The sequence below is a fragment of the Paenibacillus sp. FSL R5-0473 genome, from assembly GCF_038004565.1.
GTDB classification, from domain to species: Bacteria; Bacillota; Bacilli; order Paenibacillales; family Paenibacillaceae; genus Paenibacillus; species Paenibacillus amylolyticus.
Window position 1 is genome coordinate 3,657,466 of the sequence record NZ_JBBORL010000001.1, and the last position, 24,791, is coordinate 3,682,256.

At 45.7% G+C, this 24,791-nt stretch carries 25 protein-coding genes, 1 tRNA gene and 2 pseudogenes; 10 read left to right on the forward strand and 18 right to left on the reverse strand.

All coding sequences use genetic code 11. The features are described from left to right. The first annotated feature begins 194 nt into the window (after nt 1-194). The gene (locus tag MKY28_RS15885) at nt 195-1,406 is read left to right on the forward strand and encodes an asparaginase (protein WP_047842361.1); all 1,212 of its coding nucleotides are present in this window, start codon (nt 195-197) and stop codon (nt 1,404-1,406) included. A 452-nt stretch (nt 1,407-1,858) separates the two neighbouring features. Here MKY28_RS15885 and MKY28_RS15890 read toward each other — a convergent pair whose 3' ends face one another. Beyond that, a complete protein-coding gene (locus tag MKY28_RS15890) occupies nt 1,859-2,491 on the reverse strand; it encodes an O-methyltransferase (protein WP_340936359.1) in 633 nt (210 codons plus the stop codon). A 239-nt stretch (nt 2,492-2,730) separates the two neighbouring features. Between MKY28_RS15890 and MKY28_RS15895 the strand changes: the two genes are divergently transcribed. The 4 genes and pseudogenes from MKY28_RS15895 to MKY28_RS15910 all read left to right on the forward strand — a co-directional run bounded on the left by MKY28_RS15895 (nt 2,731) and on the right by MKY28_RS15910 (nt 7,428). Beyond that, complete coding sequence (locus MKY28_RS15895; RefSeq protein ID WP_036609715.1) at nt 2,731-3,885, forward strand: THUMP domain-containing class I SAM-dependent RNA methyltransferase; 1,155 nt, start codon at nt 2,731-2,733, stop codon at nt 3,883-3,885. A 214-nt stretch (nt 3,886-4,099) separates the two neighbouring features. After that, complete coding sequence (locus tag MKY28_RS15900) at nt 4,100-6,103, forward strand: LTA synthase family protein (protein ID WP_340936360.1); 2,004 nt, start codon at nt 4,100-4,102, stop codon at nt 6,101-6,103. 75 nt (nt 6,104-6,178) lie between these two features. Continuing rightward, nucleotides 6,179-6,612: pseudogene (locus MKY28_RS15905) on the forward strand (cytidine deaminase). A gap of 81 nt (nt 6,613-6,693) precedes the next feature. Then, nucleotides 6,694-7,428 (forward strand): DsbA family oxidoreductase, encoded by a 735-nt coding sequence (locus MKY28_RS15910; RefSeq protein ID WP_340936362.1) that lies wholly within the window; start codon nt 6,694-6,696, stop codon nt 7,426-7,428. Between the two features lie 287 nt (nt 7,429-7,715). Here the strand turns inward: MKY28_RS15910 and MKY28_RS15915 are convergent, their stop codons facing one another. Both MKY28_RS15915 and MKY28_RS15920 read right to left on the reverse strand, forming a co-directional pair. After that, nucleotides 7,716-8,546: an aldo/keto reductase gene (locus tag MKY28_RS15915; protein WP_047842357.1), complete on the reverse strand. Its 831-nt coding sequence runs from the start codon at nt 8,544-8,546 to the stop codon at nt 7,716-7,718. Nucleotides 8,547-8,720: 174 nt separating this feature from the next. Beyond that, a complete protein-coding gene (locus MKY28_RS15920) occupies nt 8,721-9,002 on the reverse strand; it encodes a hypothetical protein (RefSeq protein ID WP_047842356.1) in 282 nt (93 codons plus the stop codon). A 149-nt stretch (nt 9,003-9,151) separates the two neighbouring features. On the opposite strand from MKY28_RS15920, the gene MKY28_RS15925 reads away from it, so the two are divergent. After that, the gene (locus MKY28_RS15925; protein WP_047842355.1) at nt 9,152-9,550 is read left to right on the forward strand and encodes a hypothetical protein; all 399 of its coding nucleotides are present in this window, start codon (nt 9,152-9,154) and stop codon (nt 9,548-9,550) included. Nucleotides 9,551-9,652: 102 nt separating this feature from the next. Here the strand turns inward: MKY28_RS15925 and MKY28_RS15930 are convergent, their stop codons facing one another. The 10 genes and pseudogenes from MKY28_RS15930 to MKY28_RS15975 all read right to left on the reverse strand — a co-directional run. Next, nucleotides 9,653-9,874, reverse strand: coding sequence for a DUF1450 domain-containing protein (locus MKY28_RS15930; protein ID WP_017689421.1), 222 nt, complete (start codon nt 9,872-9,874; stop codon nt 9,653-9,655). A gap of 21 nt (nt 9,875-9,895) precedes the next feature. Further along, complete coding sequence (locus MKY28_RS15935) at nt 9,896-10,198, reverse strand: heme biosynthesis protein HemY (RefSeq protein ID WP_017689422.1); 303 nt, start codon at nt 10,196-10,198, stop codon at nt 9,896-9,898. Between the two features lie 142 nt (nt 10,199-10,340). Further along, complete coding sequence (locus MKY28_RS15940) at nt 10,341-10,598, reverse strand: hypothetical protein (RefSeq protein WP_017689423.1); 258 nt, start codon at nt 10,596-10,598, stop codon at nt 10,341-10,343. A 196-nt stretch (nt 10,599-10,794) separates the two neighbouring features. Next, nucleotides 10,795-12,006, reverse strand: coding sequence for a M14 family metallopeptidase (locus MKY28_RS15945; protein ID WP_047842354.1), 1,212 nt, complete (start codon nt 12,004-12,006; stop codon nt 10,795-10,797). Between the two features lie 228 nt (nt 12,007-12,234). Continuing rightward, entirely contained in the window at nt 12,235-13,044 is an 810-nt protein-coding gene (racE, locus tag MKY28_RS15950) for a glutamate racemase (RefSeq protein WP_036610949.1), read from the reverse strand. Nucleotides 13,045-13,265: 221 nt separating this feature from the next. Continuing rightward, a complete protein-coding gene (locus MKY28_RS15955) occupies nt 13,266-13,643 on the reverse strand; it encodes a YtxH domain-containing protein (RefSeq protein ID WP_047842353.1) in 378 nt (125 codons plus the stop codon). Nucleotides 13,644-13,828: 185 nt separating this feature from the next. Next, a complete protein-coding gene (locus MKY28_RS15960; RefSeq protein ID WP_047842352.1) occupies nt 13,829-14,743 on the reverse strand; it encodes a DUF4261 domain-containing protein in 915 nt (304 codons plus the stop codon). A gap of 10 nt (nt 14,744-14,753) precedes the next feature. Beyond that, the gene (locus MKY28_RS15965; protein ID WP_047842351.1) at nt 14,754-15,215 is read right to left on the reverse strand and encodes a DUF86 domain-containing protein; all 462 of its coding nucleotides are present in this window, start codon (nt 15,213-15,215) and stop codon (nt 14,754-14,756) included. 173 nt (nt 15,216-15,388) lie between these two features. Next, on the reverse strand, nt 15,389-15,676 hold the full coding sequence (locus tag MKY28_RS15970; protein WP_017689429.1) for a Dabb family protein: 288 nt from the start codon (nt 15,674-15,676) through the stop codon (nt 15,389-15,391). Between the two features lie 285 nt (nt 15,677-15,961). Next, nucleotides 15,962-16,345 (reverse strand): annotated as a pseudogene (locus MKY28_RS15975) (phage holin family protein); the annotation flags it as partial. Nucleotides 16,346-16,793: 448 nt separating this feature from the next. Here MKY28_RS15975 and MKY28_RS15980 point away from each other — a divergent pair. Next, the gene (locus MKY28_RS15980; protein ID WP_017689431.1) at nt 16,794-17,390 is read left to right on the forward strand and encodes a helix-turn-helix domain-containing protein; all 597 of its coding nucleotides are present in this window, start codon (nt 16,794-16,796) and stop codon (nt 17,388-17,390) included. Between the two features lie 223 nt (nt 17,391-17,613). Here the strand turns inward: MKY28_RS15980 and MKY28_RS15985 are convergent, their stop codons facing one another. After that, nucleotides 17,614-18,768 carry a sn-glycerol-1-phosphate dehydrogenase gene (locus MKY28_RS15985; RefSeq protein ID WP_053061513.1) on the reverse strand — a complete coding sequence of 385 codons (1,155 nt, stop codon included), beginning with the start codon at nt 18,766-18,768 and terminating at the stop codon, nt 17,614-17,616. Between the two features lie 158 nt (nt 18,769-18,926). Between MKY28_RS15985 and MKY28_RS15990 the strand changes: the two genes are divergently transcribed. Further along, nucleotides 18,927-19,112, forward strand: coding sequence for a hypothetical protein (locus MKY28_RS15990; protein ID WP_036609735.1), 186 nt, complete (start codon nt 18,927-18,929; stop codon nt 19,110-19,112). 106 nt (nt 19,113-19,218) lie between these two features. On the opposite strand, the gene MKY28_RS15995 is transcribed toward MKY28_RS15990, so the two are convergent. Next, nucleotides 19,219-19,302: transfer RNA gene (locus MKY28_RS15995), tRNA-Leu, on the reverse strand. Between the two features lie 225 nt (nt 19,303-19,527). On the opposite strand from MKY28_RS15995, the gene MKY28_RS16000 reads away from it, so the two are divergent. After that, nucleotides 19,528-20,520 carry a Gfo/Idh/MocA family protein gene (locus tag MKY28_RS16000; protein WP_047842350.1) on the forward strand — a complete coding sequence of 331 codons (993 nt, stop codon included), beginning with the start codon at nt 19,528-19,530 and terminating at the stop codon, nt 20,518-20,520. 223 nt (nt 20,521-20,743) lie between these two features. Further along, on the forward strand, nt 20,744-21,106 hold the full coding sequence (locus tag MKY28_RS16005) for a winged helix-turn-helix transcriptional regulator (protein ID WP_036609739.1): 363 nt from the start codon (nt 20,744-20,746) through the stop codon (nt 21,104-21,106). A gap of 51 nt (nt 21,107-21,157) precedes the next feature. Here MKY28_RS16005 and MKY28_RS16010 read toward each other — a convergent pair whose 3' ends face one another. The 3 genes from MKY28_RS16010 to MKY28_RS16020 form a co-directional block, all read right to left on the reverse strand. Further along, entirely contained in the window at nt 21,158-22,777 is a 1,620-nt protein-coding gene (locus MKY28_RS16010; protein WP_047842349.1) for a sensor domain-containing diguanylate cyclase, read from the reverse strand. A gap of 164 nt (nt 22,778-22,941) precedes the next feature. Continuing rightward, on the reverse strand, nt 22,942-23,679 hold the full coding sequence (locus MKY28_RS16015) for a spermidine synthase (protein ID WP_340936365.1): 738 nt from the start codon (nt 23,677-23,679) through the stop codon (nt 22,942-22,944). Nucleotides 23,680-23,839: 160 nt separating this feature from the next. Continuing rightward, nucleotides 23,840-24,742 (reverse strand): LysR family transcriptional regulator, encoded by a 903-nt coding sequence (locus tag MKY28_RS16020; RefSeq protein ID WP_017689438.1) that lies wholly within the window; start codon nt 24,740-24,742, stop codon nt 23,840-23,842. Between the last annotated feature and the right edge of the window lie 49 nt (nt 24,743-24,791).

Genomic DNA, 24,791 nt, shown 5'->3' on the forward strand with positions numbered 1-24,791 from the left:
AATCAAAATGAATAATCTTTCGTAATTCCTTATAAATAATCATTTTACTCTCATTATCTATGAATGTAACCGATTACTCTATTGTTATCTATATTTGTCATATTACTTAACATAAAATACAATCAATTTGAAATGGTATACATATTCTTCTTAACAAACTTAACATCACACTTACTTGAAGGAGAGTGCTATTCATGAGTAAAACATCCAATCTTCGTCCCTGGGCCGTATGGAGTACCGCAGCTTTAACAGCATTGACCATCTCGTTGTCCCCCATTGGAACCTACGCCGCGCACGCAGCTACGGTAGAGGTGAAAGGCACAACAGGTGCTGTTCAGACAGCAACTACTACTCCGGCTCGCAATACTTCCATTCCTGCAATACCAGACTCTTCCAAACAATCTGCACTTCCTAATGTATTGGTGATTGGAACTGGCGGAACGATTGCCGGTCAATCCGAGGATGCCACCAGCTTCCAGAATTACAAGGCAGGTACACTTCCCATTGGAGAGATGGTAGACGCCTTACCGGATAAACAGAAGATTGCCGATGTTAGCACGCTCCAATTCGGAAACTCAGGTTCAGGTTCCTATAGCATGACCGACCTCTATGACTTGTCGCAGACGGTAGACAAAGCTCTAGCAACGTATGACAGTGTTGTCGTTACCACGGGTACAGATACAATGGAAGAAATCGCTTATTTCCTCGATATGACTGTTCAGAGTGACAAACCTGTCGTGATCACAGGCTCCATGCGTCCATGGACCGTCATCGGTTCTGACGCTCAAGCCAATCTGTACAACGCCATCAAACTTGCAGGCAGTGGTCGTACCACTTCATTTGGCACAGTACTCATGTTGAATGACACAATCCAGCTTGCTCGCGGTGTAACCAAGACAAATGATTATCGGACAGATACGTTTGAAACGCCGATGCTCGGCGCTGTAGGATATATTGATGAAGAAAATATCCGAATCTACCGTGCTCCTGCACGTGCCTTGAAACCTGAAGGCACAGCAAAGCCCGTATTTGATCTAAGTAAAATCACAAAGGCAGATCTGGCCAAAGTAGAAATTGCGATCTCGTATCAAGAAGCTGGCGGAGGAGCCATTGAAGGATTCGTGAGCAGCGGTGCCAAAGGAATTGTGACTTCCGGTACCGGAGCTGGCGGTATCTCCAGAGCTATGGGACAAGCTCGTACCAAAGCCATTGAAGAAGGTGTCATCTTTGTGACCACCACTCGGACGGGTTCAGGAAGTGTATATGGCGGTGGCAAAGGTATCATTGCAGGCGACAACCTGAGTCCACAACAAGCTCGTGTATTATTGATGCTGGGCCTGTCCTTCAGTGATGATTTTGACACCATCAAAAAATGGTTTGAAACTTACGGAACACCTGAAGTATAAATAAAACTACTACAACAATATCTGTAAATACAAAGAAAGAGACGATACTCCCTGTGATTCAAGGTGTGTCGTCTCTTCTTTGTGTGTTTTCAGATTTTATGATTATTTTTTTAGTTAAATAAAACCTAAACAGATAAACAACAAAGAAAACTAGGGTTGCAATAAGTACAATATAAACTGGCAGTATTAAAAAGGGCGTGTATACGTTAAGAAAATGAAATACGAAACCTGAGATCAGAAGCAAAGAAAGAAAAATAAATAAAGGTCTCAATTCAACACCTCCATATATAGAAATTTATAACTTCTTATATACAATATTACCATAAAATTACCTGAAAGTTAGTTATGATCTCTTCTTCACTAAAAAAACTCCGATGGAACACGCCCCCTCACAAATATAAAAGCGTGAGATCGTGTTTCATCGGAGTTTTATCTTTAGGAAATTTTCCCTTTCACTTCACCCAGGCAAGTACCAGCCCATCGTAATCCGGCAACATGGTCGTCACCAGGCGCGGGTCACTTGCCATCTGTTCATTGAAACGACGAACAGCAAGCACGGCCGGGCCCTGCTTGTCCGGATTCAGTGTACGACCACGCAGGAAACAGTTATCACCAACAATAACAGCACCTGGCCGAGCCAGCTTGATGGCATAATCGAGATATACCGGATAATTCTCCTTATCTGCATCAATAAAGAAGAAATCAAATGTGCGACCTTCCTGCTCCAATTGCTCCAGGCTGTCTGCCGCCGGGCCAATACGGTACTCTACCTTTTCGCCAAAACCGCCTTCCTCCAGATGACCACGCGCCATTGCCGCATATTCCTCTTTCAGTTCCAGCGAAGTCAGGGTTCCATTCTCACGCAAACCACGCGCAATGCAGATCCCACTGTAACCGCCCAGCACGCCGATTTCGAGCGCAGCTTCTGATTTGGATGTCTTCGCTAGAAACGTGAGCAATCGTCCATATGCCGCCGCAACCGAAACTTCCGGCATACCGTTCGAACGGATGGCCTCTTTCACTTTCAGCAAAAGCTCATCCTCTTGAAATAATTGATTTACATATTCATCAGGGGTCAGATTCACCACTAAAATCCTCCTTGGACACTTGGACTGCTTTCCATATGGATGCCAATGTTCTATAATAAATGTTTGTTATCAACACAGGCGGTTGACTGGTGTATCACCTCGAAAGAGGAATGCATACGTTCACCGCATTTCTCATTGTAAGTTTTTTCACGGAAAGCGGCAAGGCCGCACCGTCACTATACAGCAGAGAGAAGGATTTCCCTTCTCCAGCTTGAAATGGAGTTGAAATGAATCACATGGCTCAATTGCAATTGATTGCAACCTCGGCGATGGGACTCGAGGCTGTTGTTGCCCGGGAACTGAAACAACTGGGGTATGAAGATGTTACGATCGATAATGGCCGGGTTTTCTTCACAGGAGATTATATTGATATTTGCCGTTGTAATCTGTGGCTGAGAAGTTCGGATCGTGTATTGGTGAAAATGGGTGAATTCCCTGCCACGACTTTTGACGAATTGTTTGAAGGCACCAAAGCGTTGCCTTGGGAAGAGTGGATTCCAGCCGACGGCGAATTTCCTGTAGAGGGTCGTTCTCAAAAATCTCAATTAAGCAGTGTGCCTGCATCACAAGGGATCGTAAAGAAAGCAATCGTAGAGAAACTGAAGCTGACTTATGACACAGAGTGGTTCCCAGAGGATGGGTCTCGTTATGTGATTGAGGTCATTCTGCTGAACGATCGCGCCCTGCTTACTTTAGATACAACGGGACCAGGTTTGCATAAACGGGGTTATCGTAAACTCGTCACTGAAGCGCCACTGAAAGAAACGCTTGCTGCAGCTCTTATTCAGCTCAGTCGCTGGAATGTATCCCGTCCATTTTATGATCCATGCTGTGGATCAGGCACAATGCTGATCGAAGCCGCTATGATCGGCTGGAACATTGCACCAGGACTTCGTCGGACCTTCAACTCTGAGGACTGGGCTGTCATTCCTGAAGAATTGTGGGAACAGGCGCGCGAAGAAGCATTTGATGCTGTACGTGACGATGTCCCGTTACAGATTTCAGGTAGCGATATTGATCCTGAAGCGATTGAAGTTGCTATGGCAGCGATCAAAAGTGCTGGGTTCGCCAAAGATATTGAAGTCAGCGTCCTGCCCGCTCATCGCGCTAGACCACAGGGTGAATATGGTGTCATCATTACCAATCCCCCATATGGTGAACGTTTGAGTGAAGAAAAAGAAGTTCAGAAGTTGCTCCGCTCATTAGGGCGCAGTTACCTCGACATGCCAACATGGTCCTTTTTTGCAATCACGTCAACCAAAGCTTTTGAGGAGTATTTCGGTCATAAGGCAGACAAACGTCGCAAGTTGTTCAACGGACGAATTGAAACCCAGTACTATCAGTATTTGGGCCCACTGCCCCCACGAAATAAAACACCACAATCTTCATAATTATTTCGAATCTAAAGTGCTCCTGCCATCTATGGCCGGGGCGCTTTTTTTGTGCGCTTTTCTGGTCATAAGAATTCACCGACTTCGGTCTTCGGCTGGACAAGATTCAATTCTCCCTGAGGCATAGTTGAAAACACATGAGGCCACGCTATAATGGATGGAGCCCTATTTTACATTCCGATAACAAAACAACAAAAGCAAGGGGGACATACATATGGTTGTCACTCGGCCTACGCGCAGCTCCATGCCACGCGGGCTTTTAAATCATCCATTAACGTTATATCTTATTTTTCTTGTGCTCATGCTGCTCAAACTCATGTGGCTCCATCACAATCTTCACGCTTATAACATTACGATGGGACTGCTGGATAAAGTCATTGCTATTGGATCTTTACTACTCTTGTCCTTCTGGACCTGGTTGTTGCCACGTAGAGGAATGATCGTGTCTCTCGTGGTGCTTAACCTGCTGCTTACCGCACTAATCTACGCCGATATGGTGTATTATCGCTATTTCCAGGATTTCTTGACCATCCCGGTATTGTTGCAAGCCAGACAAGTTGACGCATTAGGGGACAGCATAGCTACACTAATCTACACAAGCGATCTCTGGTTCTTTGCTGATTGGCTTGTCGTTATTCCGTTCGCAGCTATCGTACTATTCAACAGACGTTACCGTTCGAAGCACACCAGTCCGTCTGTTCATGGCTATGGGAGGTATTCGTACAACGATGGCAAGGCACGGTTGCGCCGCCGTCTCACGGCTGGCAGCATAGCCCTTGTGCTGGGACTTGGCCTCGCGGTCGGCCCGATTTATTTCTACAGCAAAACATGGGCCAAAGGCCTGTTTGATAACAACTGGTGGAATGTATCCATGTATAATGTGACCGGACTGCTCGCTTTTCACGGTTATGATCTGTACAACTATGCCAAAGACCACATCGGCTCCGGGCCGCAGGCTGATCCCGCTGATGTTGAACAAGCAAAGGCGTTTTTCGCCGAAAGGCAAGGAACTGCCCCGCAGAATGATGCCTTGTTTGGCAAATATAAAGACAGCAATGTCATCATTGTTCAGGGTGAGGCTTTTATGAACTTCATGATTGGCCAGAGCATTGGCGGTCAGGAGATCACACCCCATTTTAATGAACTGATGAAGGAAAGTCAGTATTATAGTCACTTTTACCACCAGACCGGTCAGGGCAGAACGTCAGATGCCGATTTTGGCGCAAATATTTCCCTGCATCCACTTCCGGTTGGATCAGCCTTTGTACGATATGCAGACCATACGTATGATTCCCTTCCTTCCATCCTGAAGGATAACGGGTATAGCACCAACGTATTTCACGCTTATGAGAGTGGATTCTGGAATCGGTATACGATGTATCAGAACATGAATTATGACAAGTTTTATAGTAAAAATGATTTTGCACAGGATGACCCGCTTGGCTGGTCCCTGTCTGATGAATCCTTTTTCCGCCAATCCGTTGAGAAAATGAGTAGTGATGTGACCGAACCGTTCTATTCCTTCCTCATTACACTTAGCAGTCACCATCCATATGCCCTGCCTAAAGAGAAACAGCAACTGGATGTAGGAGAGTTCCAGGGGACCATGTTTGGTAACTATCTGCAATCCGTTCATTACGTGGATTCAGCACTCGGTAAGATGGTAGAAGATCTGAAAAATCGGGGATTATGGGAAAATACCATTTTTATGTTCTACGGAGACCACGACAACTCGATTAAGGAACAATCACAATACGAACAGTTCCTGGGACGTTCGCTGAACGAACTGGATATGGCACAGATCATGAACGAGGTCCCCCTGCTCGTGCATTTACCGGACGGAGCAGCTGCCGGAACCATCAACGAACCTTCGGGACAACTGGACATCACGCCTTCCGTATTGCATTTGCTAGGCTTATCCGACCAGTCCTATTATCACATGGGTAACGACGTATATGATGACGGGTCTGGGCGTACGGTTGTGCTGCGTAATGGCACATTCTCGGATGGTTCTGTATTCTATATTCCATCGGATGATTATATCTATGAGAGCGGTGCTTGTTATGACCTGTCCACACGCGACAAAACGGACATCAATGCTTGCCGCCCCAGTCATGATGAAGCAACCAAGCGATTGCAAGTCTCGGACACGGTCATTACTTATGATTTGATTCAGCACTTTCGAGAGGAAGACAATTCAACAGCAACATCACAATGAGCGATATCGTACTGACAAGCTAAACAAATACACGAAATGAATTGAATTGGATTTAAAAAGGAGAACTTGCATTACATGACATCACACACTGAACCACTCAATATTGAACAGCAATTGTTCAATGCAGCCGCAAAATTTGTGAAGCAACGATATCCTCAGGGATGGGGCGGGGCGGGGCGGGTGCCGTCTATACCGAAGCTGGCTCCCTGCTGATTAGTGTAGCTCCAGAGGTCATCAACGATGCCACGCATCTATGTATGGAAACAGGAGCTTATCTGGAAGCCCACAAATTGAACGAACGTGTCACCCACTCCCTCTGTATCGCTCGTGATGACGAGCATTCAGAATTCAAGGTCCTTGCACCTTGTGGTGTATGCCAGGAACGATTATTTTACTGGGGCGAAGAAGTCAAAGCTGCCGTATACGATCCTTCTGGTCAACTGCTCTTTAAGAGACTGGATGAGATTCAACCGTACCATTGGTCCAAGGCATATCGGGATAATAAGTAATCTCCTTGCGAATTATAGAAAGTGGCTTTATAATTGTAACTATATTAGTTTCAACTAAAAGGATAATGGAGGTTTAACATAATGAATATTGAGATATGGTCTGATTTTCTCTGCCCTTTCTGTTATATCGGTAAACGCCGCCTGGAGAATGTACTGGAACAGTTCCCACACCGTGATGAAGTGAAGCTGCAATTCAAAAGCTTCGAGCTTGATCCAAACGCTGCATTGAACCCAGGCAAAACCAATTCGGAATATCTGGCTGCCAAATATAATATGAGCGTGGAACAGGCCAAAGGTATGAATGCCCAGATGAATGCCAATGCTCGTACGGCAGGACTGGAATACAATATCGATGCCATGATCCCTACAAACTCCTTCTCAGCTCACCGCTTGACACACTGGGCAGATACACAAGGCAAAGCGCTTGAACTGAGTGAACGAATCTTCCAAGCTGTGTTTATTGAAGGTAAACACTCCGGCGACACTGAAGTGTTGGCTCAGTTAGCAGAAGAAGTCGGCTTGGATCGAGATGCAGCTACGGCAGTGCTGTCCAGTGATCAATTCACCGACAATGTCCGCGCTGACCAAGCAGAAGGTGAGCAACTCGGTATCCGCGGTGTACCTTTCTTTGTATTCGACCGCAAGTTCGCCGTATCGGGCGCTCAGCCTGACGAGGTGTTCCTGGATGCCATTCAAAAAGCATGGGACGACCGTTCCCCTTTCACCATGGTTGAATCCAACACAACAGAAACAGACGCCAGTGGCATCTGCACAGATGACGGATGCGAAGTCCCACCATACGATTCGAATAAATAACACACAAAGCAGCAGGATCAGGGGATACTCCCTGATCCTGCTGCTTTTTTTATATACTACACACCATTCTAGCTCATTGTATATATTTGTGTTTGATGAACAGTTACTGTGGAGGGGACGGAATCGATTCTGAAGAAGCGAAGCGTTCGCCTTTGTCTCCAAATTTTATCCTCTGAAAAGAGGAATCAAAAAAATTTGGAGACAACAGCGATCAAAAGAACGATTCCGTAACCGGAACAACCACCAGTAGTTCATCAAACAATTATATTCAATTAGCGTCTACCCACTTAATCCCAGAACAGTTGATCCGGATGTGGACCCGTCCGCTTATCGGAATCAAGTGCATCAATCTGTCTCAACTCATCCGGTGTCAATTCAAAGTCAAAGATGTCCGCATTCTCACGAATACGCTCCGGGGTAACCGACTTCGGAATCGTCACAATCTGATTCTGAATGTCCCAGCGCAGAATGATCTGTGCCGGTGTTTTCCCATATTTTTGGGCCAGTGCTTTGAGGGTGGACTCTTGGTTCAGCTTACCTTTCATGATCGGGCTCCAAGCCTCCAGTTGAATTCCCTGCGCCCCGCAGAAATCTTGCAGTTCTTGTTGGATCAGACCCGGATGCAGCTCTACCTGATTAACCGCAGGCACCGTGCCACCCTCATCTATGATATCTTGCAAATGATGTACTTGAAAATTACTCACACCAATCGCACGGATGCTTCCTTCGCTATATAGACGTTCGAATGCTCTCCACGTCTCCTTGTACTGATCTCTGCCAGGCCAGTGAATTAAATAAAGATCAATCACATTCAGTCCAAGTGCCTTCTGACTGACTTCAAACGCTCTCAACGTTGAATCAAACCCCTGATCCTCATTCCAGAGCTTGGTCGTCACAAACAGTTCGTTACGGGCAACACCACTGCTTGCAATAGCTTGTCCCACTTCTTCCTCATTGCCATAGATGGACGCGGTATCAATACTACGATATCCAACCTCCAAAGCGGTCTCAACCGCCTGTTGTACTTCCTTACCTTTTGCTTTATATGTTCCAATTCCTAGCCATGGCATCGTTACTCCGTTGTTCAGAATCGTACAATCTGTAATATGTTTTGTCATTCTGTACCTCCCGTATGGAATTTTGCCTGCTCTTGTTCTATTAACCTTCTCACAAAATTTTAAGCGACCATTCGACATACTGTCGGAGTAAACCCATGGACCCAGAGTCTTTGCAAAAGATATGAAAAACCCGCAAAGCATTGCTGCCCTGCGGGTTCTGATGTGACAGGAACGTTATAAATTCCCTTGACCGCGCTGACTCTGGATTGAATTCAATCTTCTCTTCTCCTCGATGAACATTTCCTCTGCCAACTCAACACCTTGCCCTCCGAGTGAAAGCTCTGCTTGTCGCATCGCCTGCTCCGTGTGTGCCAGACGTCGTTCCGCCTGTACAATGGTCTGTGCCGTCGGATGAGACATGGCCTGAGATACAGCATAATGAAGCTTGTTCACCGCATTTTGCGCCTGAGATACAGTGGTATCGGCTTGCAAACTGGAATCATAACGCTTCGGCATGAGTATTCCTCCTTGGGATTATCATGTTCCTGTTACCCCTTTAGGATGGATAACACAAGCCTTCCTTATTCTTCTTTTGTGTTTTTATCGTAACTTTAGTTGATCACGCTACGTTTATTAGATAATCATGTGAGTCGGGAGGAATTTAATTGAAGAAAATATTACTGACACTTTGCATGTTGCCCTTGCTCATTTGGGTACAAGGTTGCGCTCCTGCAACATACGAGATAGAAGGATATACAGCGTCATCCATGAACCCAGACATCCCGGTTCCAACCAATGCAAAACTTATTGAAAACATAGCTTATTCCGATCATCCCACTCTTAAAGAAGGTGTTAAGTATGAGCTGAAACATATTGGGGGTGAGCAAGGACTCTACCCGCCAATGGATTATTTTCAGAAGCTAGCGGATACAGGATGGGTGGAATTAGAGGAAGAACGGCTAGGACATGTACATTTTCTGAAAAAGGATACTACCGTCATTGCCATTGAAATTCGAGAAGATACCTTCCAAATTACTGAGTTGGTCAAAGGTGCTATGGAGTAACACATCCTTTCACTGCTACCCAAACGCAAAAAAAAGGAGAGGCACGTAGCCCCTCCTTTCTGATGTGTGGACAGTTTTCTCCACTCACCTTGTTATATCCTATTACTTCACGAACTTTGCGACTTTGGCGAGCACTTCTTCTTCTGTCGGCGCACTGATGTACCGACCGTTGATAAAGACAAACGCACGTTTCGCGCAAGGACCACAATAGGATTTGCACCCAATCTTGATCTCCGTGTCTGGAGCCATTTTTTGCAACTTGGGCACAATCGATTTCAGTCGGACATGATTACACTTTTCGCATACACGGATATCGTTAGCCATGAGTTCCCCTTCTTCGCGCCCTTAGTGGTCGCCGTGATTACCTTGGGACGGATTCGTAATAACAAATCCCTCTTCCGGGAAGTAGAGGTAGTCAATTTTAACACCGTTCAACAAAGGCTGATCATTCGCGAGAATGACATCAATCTCTTTATCGGTAGATACAACTGTATCATTTTCTTTTGGTGTGTCAATATCCAGGCCGTAGTGAGCATGGTCACCATGTGCATGTGTGATGACAACGCGCAGGTTTTTTCCTTCGTTCTCCGGCTTGTCCAATTCAAGCTTCAATACTTTAGCAGCATTACGCGTAATTTTGCAGTTCATTCTCTTCATCTCCTATATTGTAATTGCAGGTTTCAACAATTTCAGCATTCTTAAACTACAGCATCTATTGTAAAGAAAGTTACCGCTCTTCGCAATAACATTGATGCGAATTCATTGTTAAACCTCTCCATTTAGGCACAAATTAAGAAGGAGCCCCTTCCTGAAGCACAGGATATTTGCGTTCTGCCCGGCTTACAAACCAGTTCATCAGAATCAAAGTGACCCCGATATCATCGATGGGCATAAAGGGCATTACGTCAGGAAGTACCCAGTACAACAGCGCTGGAATAATAAACAACAGCTTTTCTCCCAAAGGAATCTGCGGAGCCCGGAGCAGCCGGGGGAGCCTTTTGAAAACTTGTGTCCATCGTTTGAACGACAGCAGTCTTCTCCACTTCATTTGAATCCCTCCGTATAATTATATATGTCGCCGAAAAGGCACATCCATCATTACCCGTTCGAAAACCATTCAGAACGAATGACGTAACATGCCATTATCAAAAATAATAAAAACGGAACGTCGCTCATGGCGTCCGTTCCTGTTATACGAATGATCTACTGTTAAGTTTCACACCTTCGTAATTCGGGGTCTTGCCTCATTGTCCATTGGATAAAAGTTCAGCCAGCAACATTCCCACTTCTATACAAATATCATCAAACTGTTCTACGGGAAGCGGATTAACACCCAATCCAACTTCTACCGTGAAGCCCGGTCTACCGAAATCTTGAATAAACCAGTCCTTGTATCCGGCATCACTGCCACCGAGCTTCACCGCCTTGTAGCCGGAAGCTTTGGCGAGTCTACGCGACAGCGGTCCACTCTCTCTGGGTTCCAGATCACGGTAGTTCCAATAGATCTCCTGTCCCTGACTATGCAGGGAGACAACCGCATCAAATGTATGTTGCTGCGTCCACTGCGCAAGCGCCTGTGCCTCCGGTTCTGTCAATGGCGCTGCCCCCGCATAATCCCTGGGGCCAGGTGAGGTTATACCTCTTCTCGCTGCTTCTTCATCCCAATGGGCTGGAAATTGATCATTCAGATCCACCCCTCTGATGTTGGCCTTCCAATGGGTAAAATGTGATCTGTTGGCATTCCAGGCCAACAACTGCTGTGCATGTGGATGCTGATTGACCACACCTTCCTGAACCAGTTCGACCCCGTCCGGATTAACCATCGGCACGGCCCAAAGTGTCGTCTCTTGCATCCAGCGTTCTGTCTGGTATTGATGCCATGTCCTATGCGAACTATACGCCTCGGCATACTCTTCGATAAACTTCATCAGAACTGCTGTTGTCAACCACTCATTCGCATGAACGGAAGCGTTAACATGGATATGTCTCGACCCTTGCCCAATACGCAAATAAGGCAGCGACTTCCCCATGACACTTGTTCCAATGGACCCTGTTTCAATAAACGGGTATTGATTCTCCAGCTTGTCTATATCCCTGATTAATTCTCCATAACCATACTCTCCCTGAATCTTTACAATAGTTTTTCCATTCGAAGCCGGAATATGAATACAGCGACCAACCCAGTCGGTTATATTGGTGATTTCGGGATTGGCCTGGCGCAACACCTCTTCGTCCAGACCAAATCTCCCTGCAATCTCCCCTACACGTTCTCCAGGCGGTACAGCGTATCTGCGACCTGTCCCGGGGGCAATACGCAGCATCTGACCTGCCAGCAAGTATGGCTGGGAAGCCACTTCCGGGTTTAGTGCAGCAAGGAACTCTTTGGTCATATGGTGTGCTGACGCAATTCGCGGCAACGTATCTCCCCGCTGAACAATAATCCACTGTAGATCCATGTTGTTCTCCTTTCCACAGGAAAAGACAGGTCTCCTGTCCAGTTCTGACCGATTTCGTGTCTGTACCATATGTATGCAGGTCAGGTTGTCCGTCATGTGACAAGAATCATGTTTATCTCCGGTTAATGCATAATGACGACAAAAAATCCCGGAACTTCACAGTTCCGGGATAGTCCACAACCAAAATACATTAATTAAAAGTCTTATTCATGCATAATTTGAGTATAACTATGATAATTGCGTTACCTGCCAGACAACAGGGGTCTTGGAGATCTGCTCCCCCAACCATCGACGGGTGATATTCTGGAACATTCTCGGGTCACCCGTGCAGAAAAATTGATGCACCGGAGTCTCATCCCCACTGGCCAGCTTTCGTTTGTCATATAAAATCGTACTGATTTCACGTGCCGTTTCATCTGCTGAACTGATTAACTTCACTTCCTGTCCCATAACTTCCTGAATCGTGTCCATGAGAAAGGGATAATGCGTACAACCCAGAATAAGACAATCGATTGGCTGTTGTTTGATCTCGCCCAATGATTGTTCCACCGTATGTGTCGTGTGCTCGGAACGAAATTCACCTTGTTCCACCAACGGCACCAGCGCCGGACAAGCCTGACTGACCACATCAATATAGGGGGACAACTGCTTGAGTGCCGATGTATAAGCCCCACTACCTATGGTACCCGTGGTACCAATCACACCAATACGTCCTGTACGTGTCGCTGTGATTGCGGCCCGCGCACCCGGATGTATAACACCAATGACCGGCATATTCACCTTGGCACGGATATACTCCAACGCTGCTGCTGTTGCTGTGTTACAGGCGATAACGATAACCTTCGGATCGAATTGGATCAAGAAATCAACGATTTGTTCCGTAAATTGTTTTACTTGTTCGGACGAACGGGGTCCGTACGGTGTCCGGGCAGTATCCCCAAAATAAATGATCTTTTCCCGCGGGAGCTGACGCATCACTTCCTTGGCGACGGTCAATCCCCCCACACCGGAGTCTAATATAGCGATTGCTTGCTGCACGAACACACCGCTTCCTTCTTCATTGAATTGGTTCTCAAAATGATTGTTTCTCAGAGCTTTCTTCCTACCGTATGAACATTCCGGCAAAAAGGTACCTACATCTTACCCGATTTCATCGCAGGGTTCAAATTAAATCCACGCGCTACGTCATCTATGTGTGGACACGCAACAAAGCAGGCTCTCCTCTAATTAGAGGAAAGCCTGCTTATCCCAAGCTTTGCTTAGTTGTCTTCCTTGGACTCATCCGCAGGAAGCTTCGCTACGATGTCAATTCCGGGTTCATCCACTGTTTTATCGATATCATTATCAACAATGGCTGCCGAGATGCGAATTTCTTTCCCTTCAGCGCAATTACGCCAGGATTGAATATCCTGAATCACAACATCTGCGGTCTCTTTAACTTTGGATACGATCTGCGAACTTTGTTCTCCCACGATACCAGCCAATTCCTGACCTTTCTCCGATACCTGACGAGCACCTTCTGTAATATCCTGACGAAGTTCACGCCCTGATTTCGGTGCCAGCAATAATGCCGTTACTGATCCAACCACGGAGCCAATAAGAGCTCCCCACAACAAACTTTTGTTAGAATCCTTCACGTCACATCTCTCCCTTTACTATTGTTTAAGTACCGGATCAGAAGCAACGGTCTGTCGCTCAGCCATCCGGGCGAATGCCTACTCTGTTGATGCATTATAAGCAGCACAGGCTTGACTTGACACTCCAGATGTTAAAAATAATCTGAACGCCGTTTTTGAAGGGATGCAAATGACTTGGCTTAAACTCAGTTCTGACGAGCCGGCTCGAGATCAGCCGCGGCATGCTCATCCCCCGGGTCCAAATCAATGACATATCGTCCAGGTGCAATCAATGCCGCCTGATGTTCACAACGCCAGCGACGTCCACCTGAAGAACCCAGCGTCTGTCCATCTTGCAGAACATCCCCCTGATCAAATATGTAATACGCTGCACCCAGTAAGGTCTGAGCCACCGTATCGGGATCAAGACCAACGAAGTGACACTGGACATCAGGTACACCCAGCGCAGATAATCCCACGGTATCCATGACCAACCCGCGCTGTTCCTCTGTACCTCCGGCTTGATACATTCGAACATTCATGGCTGCATACAGATGTTCCTCACGTTCCTGAGCTTGCGTATATGCTTCCGGTTCAACCAGCTTATCACTGCCATACCAATACAGCGCGTCACAGGTCACACTCTCCATGATTGCCAGTACAGTCTTCTGAAACAGCTCCAGGCGCTGTTTACGAGGCATGGCAGCCGTGAACATATCATGTATCCGAATGGAGTAACGCGCAGCTTCCACAGCTTGTCCCACTTCCGGCCAATGCCATGCTTGTTGCAGAGCACCGCCAAAGCGAGCACGATCTGCGATTTCATTCACAGGAAGCATGCAAGTCTGAGCAGGGATATCCCCTTCCTGGAAGGATACCTTGTGGTCCAGATGATAGAAGACAAGCATCTCATGCTTTTGCCCTCCGCTCTCTTGTTTCACATCCAGTCGGACTTGTCCTGTATGACGGATCATAGCTTCCTGCAAACGCAGGCGATCCACCTCTGGACGTTCCCGGAACAAAAGTTCAACCATATACACCGGATGGAATCCGGAAGGTGTTTCATTTGTTTCGTTACTTTCAGTATTTACTTCATTGAATTCTTTTGATTCATTTGTCATGCGATTTCCCTCATTCCTTACGCTGTCCCTCGGCCTGTGCCGTATTGAAAGGACCAAGTTCTTTTTCCACGTAGGCGCTAATCTGAGTAGTAAAATGTTCAAGTATACTCGGCAACTCTACGCTAAGCGGATGGAGCTCAGACCGCTCCCAAGTGTAATAATCCTGCACCAGTGGCTTGCGTAACGTGACAAGCTGACGCAATATCTCATAGGTCGGATTATCAAAAACCTTTTCTTCATAATTAATCTGAATAATATCATCATAGCTGCTTGCATCTCTCATGATGAAGCCGTCTATCAGATAACTTCCCACATCGGTAACAATCTCGATCGCCAGGTGAAGACAACGTTCCTGTACCATACCCAGCATGAGACTGCCATCCCAAGCTTCTGCTGCCCCGCGAAGCCCTTCAGCTACTTCCGGTACAGCAGCAAGCCGGCGGGCAATCTGTTCTCTGTTCACATAATACATTCGTTCACTTCCCGTTCAGTGAGTTATCGGTTCCGTTTCCCTCTTCGCTTAAGCCAGAATATCATCACAGGACAAGCGATTAGAAACACAACAAAAATATATAGAAATTCCATAACGTCTCTTAAATCGCTCATGCAGAGTCCCCTTTATCTCAACGTAGTTTGAATGAAAGATCAGATTTCGTAGTCCACTGCAATTGACTGTTCTCTGACTTCGTTCATGTACTTGATAACTTCCTGATGAAGCGGGTGTACCTGATACGCCTGGAGATCCTCCAGTGACGCAAACTCCGCTGTGAGTGAAATGTCGAACGATCTCTCCGAGCGAAGCACATCAATCCCGATTTCAAGTGAAACCAGGACATCAATTTTACCTTCCAGATTGCGAAGCACCTGAGCTGCAGCTTCAATGCTTTCTGCTGAGCGATCTTTCATTTTGAACAGGACAATATGTTTTATCATCTGGGCAAACACCTCGTTTAATATAATAGTAGAAATGAATGAATTTTCATGTATCCAAAATATATCATAACGTTCTCTATTACGAAAGGATACTTGGAAACGTTCTCTTGATAAGAAAAACTAATCCGAACCGTTTCCTTTCGATTCGGATTTCTTTTGCGATCCATCCTCCGTCTGTTTCGCGGAGTCATCCTGCAAAGTTTGTCCTGTTTCAGCCTGCTGTTTGATGTTGTCCGGGGTTTGCTGCGGTTTGGACCATTCACGATTCGTCAGATACTCCTGATCCTCCTGTTTCTTCAACACTGCAATGGCCTGTCTGAGCTTTGCAGGCAATGGAAGACCGATTTTGGCATAATTCTCGGTAATCGAAATGAGTTCATTCACCAGATAGAAATAAATAGCTCCGCCTTTGATAAAATCGGTTCCCATGATCAGATCAATTCGATGAGCAAGCAAAACAACCGTCAGCATGAGCCCTTTGCGAGCAATCCCCCAGAATCCAATGTTGCTATTCAAGCCGGTACCTGTTCTTACCGCCGCTGCCAAACCTGTTATATAATCCACAGCCATCGCGACCGCGAGCAGGCTCAGCAATTGATCCCATCCGCCAAAAGCAAACGTAACAAATGCTCCCGAGATGACAGCAAAGGTATTCACAGATAGATGCACGTTCCTCACCTCTCCTTTACACTTGAGTATCATACAATATATGTAAAAGTAAGAGATTTGACAGGTCACATGTCATGCTGAACACGCGGATTTATCATTTCAGATTTGTGCACATCCTCTTCGCAACAGGGGAACGAAAATCACATGCTTTTGGGGAATTCAGGGAAATAAACCGCATCATATCAACAAAAAACAGATAAAAGTTCTTTAGACCTAGTAATAAGTAATTAGAACTATATTATTTTTATTCCTGTTCAATTTCTCCCCTCATTTTTAGTGAAACATTGTAATCTAGGAATATACTAGGATGTGAATTGCGCATGGTCTAGTTCGTAGTTCCCTCTTTATCGTGAATTCACGCATTGATGCATTTGTAACCGGTAATCCCGGCACTTGAAAGTACCCCGTTGTTTATTGTAGTATTTGGTTAAAAAAAATCGGAGGAAATATGCCTAATCAACCAGAACAACATTCCATCCAGGCGTGGTCTCTGATCAACCGTAAATACTTGGGAAAAGGCGTCCGTGTTAAACGATTCCGAAAACCGACACGCTGTCAAATCCGCAATCGTGTTCTTCTTGCCGTGCTGATGGCCAATGATATCAAGTTGTCCCAGCTTGCTGAAGACCTCTCCATCTCTTCACGCAGTGTCAGTGCGTGGGTATATGAAGGACGGATACCCGGCAGTACCAATTTGGACAAGACTTGCCAATTACTCGGCTACCCGCGTCATATTCTCTTCAATGAAGAAGTTGTGCGTAATAGCCCTGTCATATGTCAACCCGAGTCATCTCGCTTCATGAAGCGTACGGTGACCCGTTCTCCGGTTAGTAACCGTATTTTGACAGGCTTGTGTATGGTCCATGATCTGTCGGTGACAGATGTCAGCCACTGGATCGGGGTTCATCCCGGCACTTTCCGCAAATGGCTGCATCAGGGAACACTGCCTTCTGCTGCATTTCAGGAACAAGCGGAGCAATTTTTCCGTATCCCGAAAACTATTTTGTTCGCAGATGTCATCTTGAAAGATCGTCGCAACAACTAAATAAGCGAACAGCCAAAAGGCTCTGATCTCCCCATAGGGAGGCCAGAGCCTTTTTTAAAATAAAATGTATGCCTTCTCTCTCGGATTTGAAGCACTGTTCTGGCTATTCCATCAGAAATGTCAGATAACCTTCCCTTTTTCGTCTTTTGCTCCCAAGGAGAGCCATTACAGCCCGCTACAAGCGAAGTTAATGCATTTCATCATGATCATTCTCTCTAAAATGTCATCCTAGTCTCGTGTTTAACACTTCATTGATATATCTCAATCCGGTATATCGAGGACGAAGCGTATGCGCTGTGTTGAATGCATGTTCCACCATCTCCGGGGTTACACCGAGTTGCTCAGTAGTCACAGGTCCACCTACTTGTTCCAACCATGCGATGAGCTGAGAAGCCTCCGGCAATTGGTCATATATCCCAAACACCGGTTCACCCGATGTCTGTGCAAGTTCTTTATATTTCACCGTAAGCAATGCACAAACTACGCCAACTTTGGCACCATGCAGAACCGGCCTTTCTCCCGCTTGCATCAGATCCATCTCCAAAATATGGGATAGATGATGCTCACCTCCGGATGCCGGACGGGAATGGTCAATGATCAGCATGGAGATACCGGAAACAATTAATGCGTCCATTAATACAGCTACTCCCTCTGCTCGCCCCTCCGCAATCGCTTGTACATGATCTATGCAGGTATTCAGCGCTTCTTCTGTCATCCGATAAGCAACCGGACAGAACGGTTCCCCGCCCAGATCACGAGAAACAATCCAATCTGCAAGGGAAGTATATTTGCCAAGCATATCTCCGAATCCGGCAGCCGTCATCACTTGGGGAGCTTGCTCCAGGATATTCATATCAGCAAAAATGGCTTCAGGCGGAACAGCCTGAAATGTCTGTTTGATTCCGCTTACAATTAAGGGTGCACCCGCAGAGGTAAAGCCATCTACTGAAGCCGCTGTCGGTATCGACAGAAAGGGCTTATTCATTTTGGAACAAACAAATCTCACCAGATCATGAATGGTACCTGAACCCACCGCAATTACAGCCTGACTTTCGAGTCTCACACCCAACATAACCTGCACAATAGCTGCTTCATCCGCAATGATATCCCCCGTGCGATTCTCCGGTAGAGCGATCTCATCCACATGCATTCCCGCTTTGCGAATACTACTCAGCACATCAGATCCGGCGGCCCGAAACGTATGTTGATCATAAACAACCGTCACCTGACGATATCTTTGCTCAGACAAATAACCCGGTAACCTCTGAATGGCCCCAGCTTCCAGATGTATCAGCATATCCACCACTCGGTGTTGATGACCGCAAGCACACTGCTGTGCTTCCTCATTCCATGCTGCAATTCGTTCGTTCATATTCATTCGCCCTTACCCTCCCATATGAGATATCATGCATAATTAACGGGTTAAAACCACAAGATAAAAAAGGAAATAAAATGTGATGATTTTCCTGATCACACTTTACTGCCTGTACCCAATATTTGCAAATCCATATCTCACTTTTCCAAGTAGGTGAAGCAATGAAATTAACAAAAGAATTAGGAATTTCGCTCGGTTTTCTCGCCGGAACCACTTTTGGCAGCGGTATCGCTTTTTTGTTTCGTCTCCAGTCGGTTGAAGTGGTTGCCAGTGTAACGCTATTTGGTATTGCAGGAGCCATTGCCGGGATCATCACGGCAGTCATTCTGCGCCAGCGGCAACATTAGCATTAGCATGCTGGTAGCAAAATGCAGGCTTCACACGAATGATCCACAAAATAAAAAAAGGTCCGTGAATTGCCCTAGAGCAACTCACGAACCTTTTTTTGTTAGATGCGGTCGAGAGGACTCGAACCTCCACGGGGGTTAGCCCACACGGACCTGAACCGTGCGCGTCTGCCAATTCCGCCACGACCGCATAATATGTATCTCCTCATCCATCGATGAAAAGCGTTCCGGTGAAACAATTCCTTGTTTTACCGTAATTCAGAGTATACATGCTCCAAAATAAAAATGCAACTTCTTTTTTATTCATTCAAGAAAAGGACATATGTCCTTTTTTCTCAACTTCAAACACCCTATCGTAGCATTAAACAACAAATATACCATCCATAAGAATGCAAAAATGAAGGAGAGATCCACCTTGAAAACAACCCATCTGTGCTTTATCGGTGCCGGGTTTCATGCGTCCACGAATATTTACCCTTCTGTTGTTGAAGCCGGAGCGCAGATCCAGGCCATTGCCACACGCAGTATGGAACGCTCTGAAGCAGCTCTGCTGCGATTTGGCAGCAACGGACAAGCGTATGATAATGCTCAGCTTATGTTGCAGCAGGAAATCTGTGACGGAGTCGTTGTGGTCGCCCAGCCTGTAGATCAGACCGCTCTTGTTCTCGAATGCATTCGGGCTGGCAAGAATGTATACGTGGATAAGCCGCTCGGATGGAACGCAGCGGAAGCCGCCACTGTAGCAGAAGCTGCCGAGCAGGCTGGCGTCGTTGTCATGGTCGGTTTTATGAAACGTTATGCCCCCATATACATGAAGCTGAAGGAGCTAATTGATAGTGGTTCGCTAGGTAATGTACGTTCATTCCAGATGAAATTCGCTGTAGACAGTACCCCATTTTGCAAGGATGAGGAACAGTTCATGAAGCTCGCTGCCATTCATATGGTCGATCTGATGCGTTACTTATTCGGAGAAGTAATACGAGTTACAGGTACAACCGTGAAGGATGGGGAACACATTAATCAAAGCATTTCCCTTGTATTTGAAAATAACGTAGTAGGTAGCGCTTATTTTACCGGCATGAGTGCTTGGTCACGGGAGAGTGAAAGTGTACTCGTCACCTTTGACAACGGATTTGCGTCAGCTGAAGAGATCAACATACTTACTGTTCATCAATCCCGGAGCTCGACCAGCCTTCCCTGGAAATCTCTCGAGGAGCAAGATATTGTATATACACCTTCCGGATCTCCCATGTCAGGAGCTTATCGTGACCTTTATCTACGCGGGTTTGTTGGTGAAATGGCGCACTTCATCGCGTGTTGCCAGAATCAGACTGTCCCACATTCCAGTGCCAAGGATAATATTGCAACGATGGCTCTATGTGACTCCATTCTATCGTCACTGAAGTAGCGTATATACGCTCATCATCATATTTTATACATCCAGCGAAGAGCCTGAAACCCGGGCTCTTTTTTATATTATAGACATCAGCACATCTGCCTTGCCCTAGAGTTAGGGTTTATAATCTGCATCATAAGTGATATGCTCATTCATGAACTATACGTACTTTATGTAATATAACCACCCAAATAGATACTATAGAAAATCACCGTAAAGTGGAGGTGTAGTTATAATGAAAAAGGACGCAACCAAGCTATGTCCCGCGCCATACGGCTGTTCCGTGGAAGTTACCCTCAGTGTGATCGGAGGCAAATGGAAAGGTGCCATTTTGTATCATTTATTCTCCGGTCCTTTGAGATTTAACGAGATCCGAAAATTGTTTCCTGACATTACCCAGCGTATGCTCACCCTGCAACTTCGAGAGTTGGAAAGCAGCGGAATTGTTCATCGTGAAATATACCCCCAGATCCCACCTAAAGTGGAGTATTCCCTCACACCATTTGGTGAAACGTTACGGCCGATTATCTTCAGCATGCGAGATTGGGGAGAAACGTATACAAATGAGGTTCTGGCCAGATCCTCACAAGAGGTATAGTACACAAAAGAAGCTGTCCCTGGTTTTTAAGGGAACAGCTTCTTTGCTTGCTTATTTAATAACCGATTGGATCGTAACCGTACGGTTACGTCCCTCTTCCTTCGCTTGATACAATGCATTATCCGCCAGGTGAAACAGTTCTGTGGATGTTGTGGAGTGCTTGGGATATTCAGCAATTCCAGCCGAGATGGTCACGGAACGATCTATAGGCAATACGCTTTCTTCGACCGTTATTCGGATACGTTCAGCAATCTCAAAAGCGACGTTAGACTCGGAATTTCTTAACAAGACTACAAATTCCTCTCCACCAAACCGGGCGCAGACATCTTCTGGTCGAACAGACAATTGAATGATATTGGCAATGTGTTTCAATACTTCATCCCCAGCATGATGCCCGAATGTATCATTAATGGACTTGAAGCGGTCGATATCCAGAACAATAATGGAGAATGGCGCCTCATCCTGAATCCATTCCTGAATGACTTCTTCGAAGGTTCTGCGATTGTTCATGCCTGTTAAAACATCTGTTCTGGCATCATAGACAAGTTGGTTTGTCTGTTTCCTAAAGTTCGCCAATGCGCCAACAACTGCTCTTGTTAGAAGGTCTGCCTCTCTATTCCAGTGAGGTTTCATCACAGGCAGTTCTACTTGTCCCTTATCGACCTGATTCACCAAATCAGCCAGCATAGCAAAAGGACTGGCCAGCTTGCGTGCAACCCGAACCACAATAAGGGTCAGGATCAGGAAAGGCACTGAGGTGTACAGTAACAACATACGGATATGATGATTCAACTGATCGTACACCGTTTGGGTTGGAGACACGATTACGACGCCCCAATCTGTTGATGGAACTTTGTAATAACCTGCAAGCGAATCCACACCTGCCAGGTTTTTGTATTGTTCTTTACCGTGCTTGTTTACTAGCAGCTTTTGCACCACTTCATTTTTACTGACATTTTCACCAATTCGGTTGGTGTTAGGGTGAAATAACAAAGTGCCCTTCTTATCCACAATAAAAAAGTAGGACCCATTACTTGTCTTGAGCTGACTGCCAAAAGACAGACTCAATATATTATTTTCCTGTAAAAAGATATTTCCACCAATCGTTCCTTGGTACTCCCCTGCCGAATCAAAGATCGGTTCACTGACAAATACAATTCTGCGTTTGGTTCTGGGTGTCTGGTACGCTTCGGAGATATACGAAGTCCTCAAGCTAACCGCTTCTTTTGCTGCATTGGAACTAACATGGTGACCTACGCTAGCCTGTGAGTAAGGTGAGGTAGACCTAACTACTCCCGCTTTATCTACCAAAGAAACGGAATTGAAAAAATTACTGCTATTGCGAACCAAATCCAATGTGGAATTCAACTCTTTTGTATTGGAGTGATCCATATCCGGGAAATAATTGGCTGCATATTTCAAGCTCTCCTGCATGGAATAAAAAAGCGAATCCAGCGTTTGGCTCATTTGCACAGCGCTTGCATAGTTTAGGGACAGGGTGTTATCAATGAGTGACTGTTTCTGAGATGTATAAGATGAGATGACCATGAGGGTCAATGTCATTATAACTGAAATAGTGACCAACCCGCCGAGTAAAGCCGTGAGGCTGATCTTCTTGATGTTTTTTATTTTTCTTCGTAATCTTCTAGATCTCTTGATCTGTGCAATCATCGTTTACTTCCCCCGGATTTTCATGAAAAAGCATATTCCTTCTATCTTATACGAAAGTTGTTAAGATCAAATAAAGAGACTGAGAAATCTTAACAATTACATCGTAAGATTGACGATTTAATGACATTTTACTTTCCCTGGAAGAATCACTGTTCAGGATCGCCCTAATCGACAATGATATATCCTTCTTCTGGCTCTTGTTCAACAAACCCTGCCATCTGACGAACCTGAAATTCGATCGGGTGATGACTACCCATTAAAATGCGATTTTGAACTTCATCCGCTGTTTCTGTAGGTAATGCGAATGCACGTGTATAGGAAAACTGTGCCTGAAGTGTCGTATAGATCGCATTGACAAGCCGATCGTTGCCCGCCCGTCCGAACACATTAAGGATGACAGCTCCGTCCGAGTCCAGCTTGTCCTTGACCATGGCAAAAAAATCACTGGATATAAACTGCTCGGGTGTACCCGTTGCCGTAAAGGCATCAATAATAATATAATCATATGACGCAGCAGGTTCCTGGCCCAATAATTCACGACCATCCCCAATGAGCACAGGCCTTCCCTCATAACCAAAAAAGGTCTGGCTCAACTCCACGACCTCTACGTCAAGCTCAGCCACTTTTAGCTGACGATCAGACAAGTAGGTTGGCAATGTGCCAATACCATGTCCCACCACAAATACGGTATCAAACTCAGGATCATTCCGTTCCATTAGATGCACCATCGCTCTTGGATACTCCAACACCATCCGGTTAGGCTCATCCAGATCCATGGCTCCCTGCACAGCTGCGTTGGAGAATTCTAATACACGAAACTGGCCCTTCTCTCCATAAAGCTTTTTGGTATCATATACCGTCAGCTCATGCTGTTCACTTTTATTCCGATACAGAACTCTCACTAACCGTTCTCCCTTCAATCTATTGCACACATTCGACATATACCTTCATTCTATTACACGGGATGACAACATACCACCCTATACTTTAAAGATCATAGTACAACAAAAAAACCGTTCCGACTCATTCGGAAACGGCCTTTTGATGAACCATTTAACACTTCTAAGACCCTATGGCCTCATGCAGAGCCTGGACATATGCTACACCCAGATTAGAGAGAGAAGTGCTCTTGTGGCTTATCCACCCTACATTAATGGACTCCTCACATTCCAGCGGAACAGGAATGATCTCGTCTCCGTTCAGATCAGCGCTAAGTACACCTGTAGAAATCGTATAACCATTCAGACCAATCAACAGGTTAAACAATGTTGCGCGGTCATTGACCTGTATGCTTTTGGGGTGAGATAACGTGCTCAGGATCTCTTCGGAAAAATGAAAGGAATTGTACTCTCCCTGATCAAATGACAAGTAGGGATAATCCTGCAGTTGCTCGATTGCAACCGACTCCTGCTTCGCCAGCGGGTTCTTCACACTGATAAAGATATGAGGCTTGGCTGTGAACAAACTGGTGAAAACCAGCCCCGCATCTTTTAACAATTTGTTAATTACCTTGGCATTGAACTCATTCAAATACAGGATGCCAATTTCACTGCGCAGGCTTTTCACGTCCTGAATAATCTCGTAGGTCTTTGTCTCCCGAAGCGCCAACTCGTATTCATCCTGACCATACTGCTGTACCAGACGAACAAAGGCATTCACTGCAAACGCATAATGCTGCGTCGATACAGAGAAGTGCTGCGGGGATGGCTTGGCGTTCAGATAACGATTCTCCAGCAATTCAGCTTGTTCTACCACCTGACGTGCATAACTCAGAAACTCAACGCCTTCTTTAGACAGAGATATTCCCTTATTGGTACGTTCAAAAATAGTAATTCGCAACTCCTGCTCCAGATCCCGAATGGCATTCGAAAGGCTGGGTTGCGAGATAAACAACCTTTTGGCTGCTTCATTCATGGAACCGCGCGTGGCAACTTCGATCACATATTTTAGTTGTTGTAATGTCACTGCACTATTCCTCTTTTCGTATCAATTGAATCTATTATATACCAAAAGA